Source organism: Limnohabitans sp. DM1, from assembly GCF_001269385.1.
GTDB lineage: Bacteria > Pseudomonadota > Gammaproteobacteria > Burkholderiales > Burkholderiaceae_C > Limnohabitans_A.
Map to the genome: position 1 here is coordinate 1 of NZ_CXOO01000020.1, position 4,407 is coordinate 4,407.

Here is a 4,407-nt window from a genome sequence, read left to right on the forward strand (position 1 = left end):
AAGCACCGCCTGAAAATCGAAAGCGTCAGCGGCCTGAGCCAGCAAGCCTGTGTCATTGATATCGCCGCCAAAGTGTTGGCCGACAACCTGGGCGCTTTGCTCAGTTACTGTGCCCGTGGCATGCAAGAGCGCACTGATCGAATCTGCAACCGCAGCTACGCGGCCAGCCTGATGCAACGCATGCTGCCCCGTTTGCTGTTGCTGCCTAGCGCCCTTGCGACGTGCATCGCCCAGAGCATCGAACTGCTCAAGGGCAATCTGGTGCGAAGGGTTGAAGGCCGATCTCGGCCACGACCTGCGAGCAAAACAAAGCCGCATCCGCATTTGGCTTACAAGGCGTAGAGGCTTATGTTCGGTGGATTGAGCTTAAATCGGGCTTGCATGTGCGACCAGACGACCAGGTGTTTTGCCTGCCGTTGCTGTCAACCGGGAGGATCAAATCACCCAAGATGCTGGACGAACACATCAGCCGTGCCTTTGAAGCGTTATCGCGACATTTGGGGTACAGGGTGAGCGCACATCGAGTGCGGCACACCAGCGCCACGGTGATGCTTGAGCGTAGCGGCAACATTAAGGCGGTATCAGACATGCTGGGACACGCGGACATCAAACTGACGGCTTCGACCTATGTGCATCCCAGACTTGGGTCATTGCGGCGAGTTCAGCAGTCACTCAGCGGCTACAAGCACGATTGAGTTTAAAAAATGACCTGGCCTATTTTCCCCTGGCCAGGTCTATTGATTTCGAATCAGTCTACAGGTGTTGCAGCGTGGACGAAATACTTTGCAGGACAAACAAAATGCGCAAGAAGTGATCAAAATTTCGCTTATCGAATTTTCGGCTGCGGGACGATTCAAACTGATGGACGCATCCTTTGGAAAGTCGAACATTCAAGTTATTCAGGTGGGATCTACTCAGTCACAACTAATTACAGCGAAGTACCATATCAGAACAACACCGTTACCTATTCGACGATGGACGGCGCAACTTTCCTGTTGGGGTTAGTTGCGTCACCAATAACTACCAATGATCAACGCCTTAACGGCTTGCAACCAGGAGAATGGACTTTATTGGCGAATGGACGTGACACTTACGTTGATGGCGGTTCTAGACCCTGACTTGCAGAAGCAAGTATCTGAACACCCTTAATAGTTCGGCAGCGAGACCAATTACCAATTTTGAATTCAATGCCCGCATCAAGCGGGCATCTCAATTTACCCCAGTGAACGGGTCATTTTTTGGCGCATAACGCATGTCGCAATTGCTGGCTGTAACCGTCGCCTTCAACTTCAAGTGACATCCAAGAGACCATTTGAACAAAGCCACTTGGACATCCCGGAAAAACAGAGTTGTTCAACGCAGTGACAGAAACAAGGCCGTTAGCCAGACTACTGGACTGATTCGAAATCAGTACGCATGTGCCACCAGAATAAACTTGGCCGCTCGGACAAGAGAGTGGGTTCTCTTGAGGATTCGGCGTTCCAGTCAACCGATCAGTTCGAGAAAGATCAATGGTCGAACGAGGACGGGCCATTTCAGTGTTTTGAGCCATTGAGGCGAGTGGCTGCACTGATGCGTACAGTGTCATGCAGGACATCAGAAAGCCTGTGATTTTGGTTGCGATTTTCATAGCGTTCTCCTTGGTGGTAAAAAACTTCTGGTTAAAAAATCAGTACGTGCAATAGGACATCACGATCACGTCACCTGCAATAGTTCCGCCATTGCCGTTCGTGATGCGCAATGTCCAGCTGGTCCCGTTGTCAGTGATGAATCTGTTGACATATTGAATGTTTTGCTGCTCATTGCCGGGGGTCGCTATCAAGCGGGTACCTGTTGATCCGGCTCCACAGCTTGGTTTGGGGATCACAGAGCCATCGACTGCCCGCCAGGTCTCTGCCGCCACCATGTAGCCAAATCGGTCCATGAGGGAGGCCCACTGACCATTCGAGCAGATGAGCATCACGCCTGCACTTGAAATGGCCGACGTGCCATTGGTTGTGCATGCCCCGCCGCTGGATGCAGATCGAGAGATCGCCACCCACTGGCCAGAGGTCTGGTCACAGATGGCCAGTCCACCACCAGAAATTGAGCGAAGCACGGTTGTAGCCGCCGTTGTCACCTGCGTGGCACCCACCTGAGTAGCCGCACTAGAACAGGGCTGGCCAGGTACAACAGGGTCTGTCAGGCCGAGAACCGGCGTGGCCATAGAGTTGCGTGATCCAGTGCGGCCGCTGTCATGAACTGCGAGTCCATCCACCCCGGCGCTGGTTTGGATGGTGAAAACCGTCCCTGCGGCGCGGATGCCCAGCGTGTTGTCACCAAACACGCTGCCCATCGCTGTCCAAAATCCGGCATCACCACGAATCTTTCCGGCTGTATCAACGGTGTAGTTCGTCCCCGTGGCACCCACTTTGACCGAGCCTTGTGGCCCGGTAAAAGTGCCTGTCGTGGCATTGAGCTGCCCCAGGCAATTGATGTTGATCACTCCAGACTTGAGGATCTGTACGCATACCTGACCTGTGGCCGGGTCCACCACAGCCAAGTCACCGTTTACCCGCATCGCTTCACCGGTGGCATTTGTGCCGCTGACCGTGAGCCCCCCCTGAAAATTCGGGTCCCGGTTGTCGTTCATCTTGACGAACGTGTCGTACAACCCGGCATCCACATTCGATTGGCCGCACACGATGCCGGTCACCGCCCCCAAGGGGTTGGCGATGCTCATGTTTGCACCTCTGACCAAGGATGGATTGTCCGAATGAGACCGTGCACCTCGGCCAGACATGGCCATCATCACGTTGGTTGTTTCATCGTCACGGTATTTCCCCCGAACCTGGTATGCAGCGGTCAGGCAAGCGTTGGCCGTGATGACGCAGTTTGCCCCTGGGCAACCTGACTTGGTCACGTAGACCTGGGCACGCTGATTGGATGGGGTCCAGGCGGGAAATCCGGAAGCCAAACGGCCTGTAGCAATCAATTCGTCCCGCGTGGGGGCCAAGTCATTGACAATTGCAGGCACATCCGTTCCTGCGGCAAGAGCCATGTAGTTGACCAGGATGTATTTCTGGCCAGATGATGCGAGTGTGTCCAGGTGAATGCCTGTTGCCTGAGCCGTGGCGTCGTCTGAGATCTGCTGCAACTTTGTGCTGGCCCACAGGGCCAACACACCGGAGATGAGTATGGCGATGGTCAGCTCAAGCAGGGCAAAGCCCTTTTGCCGACGAGCAGCATGAGCAGAACCAGTTCTGCGCCCTGCTGGATGGGGCTGATGGGGGGGCATACTCAACTCCTTGTGCATGTCAGCAAATCTCAGCGGAACGTAAACACAAAGGCGTTTGTGTCGCCGCCTGTGCATGCGTCTTGCGCGGCCTGGCCGTTGTACGCCGTGCCAGCGGGGATGGACTTGACCACCACGTCGTTGATCGTGATGATTTCTGCCGTGTTTTGGATCTGGGTGCTGAAACTTGGGCACGCGCCGTTATGCACCCGGGGGAAAGTCACGGTAAAGGCGTCACCGGACGTGGTGATCGTTGCCGTGGCCACAGTTACAAGGGCGCCGGTTGCGCCCAACGAATGGGAAACAGCAGCAGTGGAACCGGCACCGGTAATGGTCATGGCCGTCGAACGGTCGCGCAGCGTGTTTGCCAGTGTGGCTGTAGTGACGCTGCTGTAAGGCGTGGGACCTGCCCCCTCTGTATTGGCCCGGATGCGCATCACTGCCTGGGCAAGCGCGTTGGCATGGGATTCAACACGGCCCTCAATCATGTAGGCCCTGATTTTTGGCATGGACAGATATGCGAGAACTGCGATCAAGATGAGCACAATCGTCAGTTCAAGCAAGGTGAATCCACGTTGAACCAAGTTGCGATTTTTTTTCATCATGCGATGAGTAGGGCTGATGCTTGCGTTTTCCATGAGGTTCTCCTTTGGAGGGGTTAAAAAAATTGTGGCTCTGATGAATTTCAAGTGGGTTGCCCAGCATGAGGATTGATAGCGTGGAAGTCGAGTCTCCCGGCGATCAAGAAGATGACAGTCTTGATCGTTGTGATTCGCGTAAACCCACGCGCACGACGCTTGGATGCCTGGAACAAACCGTTGATGGCTTCGAGGAATCCGTTGGTCTGGCGTGTCTGCGCCCAGGCCACGATGCCTTCCATATGAGCGCGGATCATCTTGGCAACGTCCTTCATCGGTTCGACCTTGGAGCGCATCACGCATGTGCACCAGTGATCCAGCATGGTTCGCACAACGTTGATCTGCTTTCGATCAAGGATCTCACGCAACTGCTCTTTGTAGGACCACGCCCTGGCCGTGCGTTTGACGGTCATCTTGGCCATCAACGCATCCAGTTCAGCTGCCGCCTCCGGTTTGAGCTTGGCTGTGTCTTTGAGCAAAGTCCAGCGCATGCCC

At 54.8% G+C, this 4,407-nt stretch carries 6 protein-coding genes and 1 pseudogene; 3 read left to right on the top strand and 4 right to left on the bottom strand.

From position 1 onward, the window contains the following. From AMM33_RS07515 to AMM33_RS21875, 3 genes and pseudogenes are all read left to right on the top strand, one after another. Nucleotides 1-342, top strand: a pseudogene (locus AMM33_RS07515) (transposase); the annotation flags it as partial. Nucleotides 343-377: 35 nt separating this feature from the next. Then, complete coding sequence (locus AMM33_RS07520; RefSeq protein WP_194945317.1) at nucleotides 378-695, top strand: tyrosine-type recombinase/integrase; 318 nt, start codon at nucleotides 378-380, stop codon at nucleotides 693-695. A gap of 9 nt (nucleotides 696-704) precedes the next feature. Then, the gene (locus tag AMM33_RS21875; RefSeq protein ID WP_194945318.1) at nucleotides 705-1,118 is read left to right on the top strand and encodes a hypothetical protein; all 414 of its coding nucleotides are present in this window, start codon (nucleotides 705-707) and stop codon (nucleotides 1,116-1,118) included. Nucleotides 1,119-1,231: 113 nt separating this feature from the next. Here the strand turns inward: AMM33_RS21875 and AMM33_RS21880 are convergent, their stop codons facing one another. The 4 genes from AMM33_RS21880 to AMM33_RS07535 form a co-directional block, all read right to left on the bottom strand. After that, on the bottom strand, nucleotides 1,232-1,630 hold the full coding sequence (locus AMM33_RS21880; protein ID WP_194945319.1) for a hypothetical protein: 399 nt from the start codon (nucleotides 1,628-1,630) through the stop codon (nucleotides 1,232-1,234). Nucleotides 1,631-1,669: 39 nt separating this feature from the next. Then, nucleotides 1,670-3,277: a type II secretion system protein gene (locus tag AMM33_RS07525; protein WP_194945320.1), complete on the bottom strand. Its 1,608-nt coding sequence runs from the start codon at nucleotides 3,275-3,277 to the stop codon at nucleotides 1,670-1,672. 29 nt (nucleotides 3,278-3,306) lie between these two features. Further along, nucleotides 3,307-3,912 (bottom strand): pilus assembly FimT family protein, encoded by a 606-nt coding sequence (locus AMM33_RS07530; RefSeq protein WP_090140069.1) that lies wholly within the window; start codon nucleotides 3,910-3,912, stop codon nucleotides 3,307-3,309. Between the two features lie 47 nt (nucleotides 3,913-3,959). Beyond that, the coding region (locus AMM33_RS07535; RefSeq protein ID WP_194945321.1) for a transposase at nucleotides 3,960-4,407 on the bottom strand (448 nt) is incomplete at its 5' end.